This is a genomic window from Thiorhodococcus mannitoliphagus (assembly GCF_010915725.1).
Lineage (GTDB): Bacteria > Pseudomonadota > Gammaproteobacteria > Chromatiales > Chromatiaceae > Thiorhodococcus > Thiorhodococcus mannitoliphagus.
The window spans coordinates 1-1,830 of record NZ_JAAIJR010000307.1; the positions used below are offsets into that span (position 1 = coordinate 1).

General features: G+C 67.3%; 2 protein-coding genes. Both read right to left on the reverse strand.

The features are described from left to right. Positions 1-6: 6 nt before the first annotated feature. Complete coding sequence (locus G3480_RS26395) at positions 7-1,266, reverse strand: Y-family DNA polymerase (RefSeq protein WP_164657168.1); 1,260 nt, start codon at positions 1,264-1,266, stop codon at positions 7-9. Positions 1,267-1,275: 9 nt separating this feature from the next. Further along, positions 1,276-1,830: LexA family protein (locus G3480_RS26400; protein ID WP_476718476.1), on the reverse strand; the 555-nt coding region annotated here is incomplete at its 5' end.

Below are 1,830 nucleotides of genomic sequence, written 5' to 3' on the forward strand. Positions count from 1 at the left end.
GCGCTTTCAGGCCCACACCCTGGGGAGCGCGCTCCAGCGGGTCGTCGAGACCGGCGAAGTCATCCGCGCCTGACGCTGCCACCGCGTACTGGCCAGTTCGCTTCCAAAGCGCAGGCTGTCACGACCGAAGCGGCGGTTGATGGCATCAAGGGCAGCCATTCGATGGGCGCTCCGCTCCGCATCCTCCGGCACGTCGAAGAGATCCCCCTGCGCATCTTTCACGGACACCAGATCCGGCAACAGCACGCCGGCCTTGCGGTAGGCATCGCCCGGACGGCACAGGCGCGCGGCACCTCGGGTGGCGTGGTGAATCAGTTCCTGGGTGTCCTGGGTCGGCTGAGCGAACGCATTGGTGATGGCGTTGCTGTAGAAAGGCCGCGCGGTGTCAAAGGGATCGGTCTGGATGAAGACCGTCAGCGCCGGGGCAGCCAGGCCCTGCGCCCGCAGCTTCTCTCCGGCGCGCGTGGCGAAACGGGTCACGGCGGCCCGCAGCGCGGCCGGGTCGGTCACGGCAGCGCCGAAGCTGCGCGAGACCATGATCTGACGGCGGGCTGGATCGACGGGCAGCAGGGGCAAACAGGCGCGCCCGCGCAACTCCCAGCAGAGGCGCTCCAGGATGACCCCGAATTGTTGCCGTAGCCACTTCGGCTCGGCCTCGCGCAGGGCTCTGGCATCGGCAATACCGAGCGTGCGCAGGCGCTTCCCCCAGCGGGCGGCGATGCCCCAGATGTCCTCGATGGAGGTGGCGGCCAGCACGGCCTCGGGGTCCGAGAGACAGGTCCAGTCGATCACCGGGCCGGTGCCATGGCCGCCTTTCTTGGCGATGCGGTTGGAGAGCTTGGCCAACGTCTTGGTCGGGGCGATTCCGACCGAGACCGGAATCCCCGTCCATTGGCGCACGGTGCGGGCCATGGCCTGCCCCAGGATGATCGGGTCCGCCACGCCGGTCAGGTCGAGAAAACACTCGTCGATCGAATAGACCTCGATCTGCGGCGCAAAGCCGGCGAGGACCTGCATCACCCGCCGCGAGAGATCGCCATAGAGGGCATAGTTCGAGGAGAACACGGCAACCTGTCGTCGGAGCTTGGGGTCGAGCTTGAAGAATGGCGCCCCCATCGCGATGCCAAGGGCCTTCGCCTCGTTGCTGCGCGCGATCACGCAGCCGTCGTTGTTGGACAGCACGATGACCGCTTGTCCCTCCAGGCGCGGCTGAAAGAGCCGCTCGCAGGAGGCATAGAAGTTGTTGCAGTCGACCAGGGCAAGCACGGGCGGCGCTCAGAAGGAGCGCACGGCATGGGCGACCACGCCCCAGATGTGCAGCGCCATCTCGTCGCGGATCTCCAACGGTGGATAGTCCGGATTCTCGGGCATCAGCCAGACCTGCTCGCCCTCGGTCTTGAGGCGCTTGACGGTCAGCTCGCCATCCACCACGGCGACGACGATCGAGCCAGACCGAGGCTCCAGGGCGCGATCGACCACCAACAGATCCCCGTTGTGGATGCCCGCGCCGATCATCGAATCGCCTTGAACCCGCACGAAGAAGGTCGCGGCCGGGTGATGTACCAACTGCTCGTTGAGGTCGATGGTTGCCTCGATGTCGTCATCGGCCGGCGAGGGAAAGCCGGCAGCGATGCGCGAGCCGTAGAGCGGCAATCGTAGGGACGTCGGTGAGGCGGTGAACGCCAATGCTTCCGGAAGGTGCCTGCTGGACGTCCGCGCGGCGAGCCAGGCGCGCACCGTCGGGATCGCGCTCACCGGGAGCCGAAGCGCCTGGGTGGGCTCGCCGTAGGGTCCCGATCCGACCTTGCGACCGGCACCTGGACGAAAGCC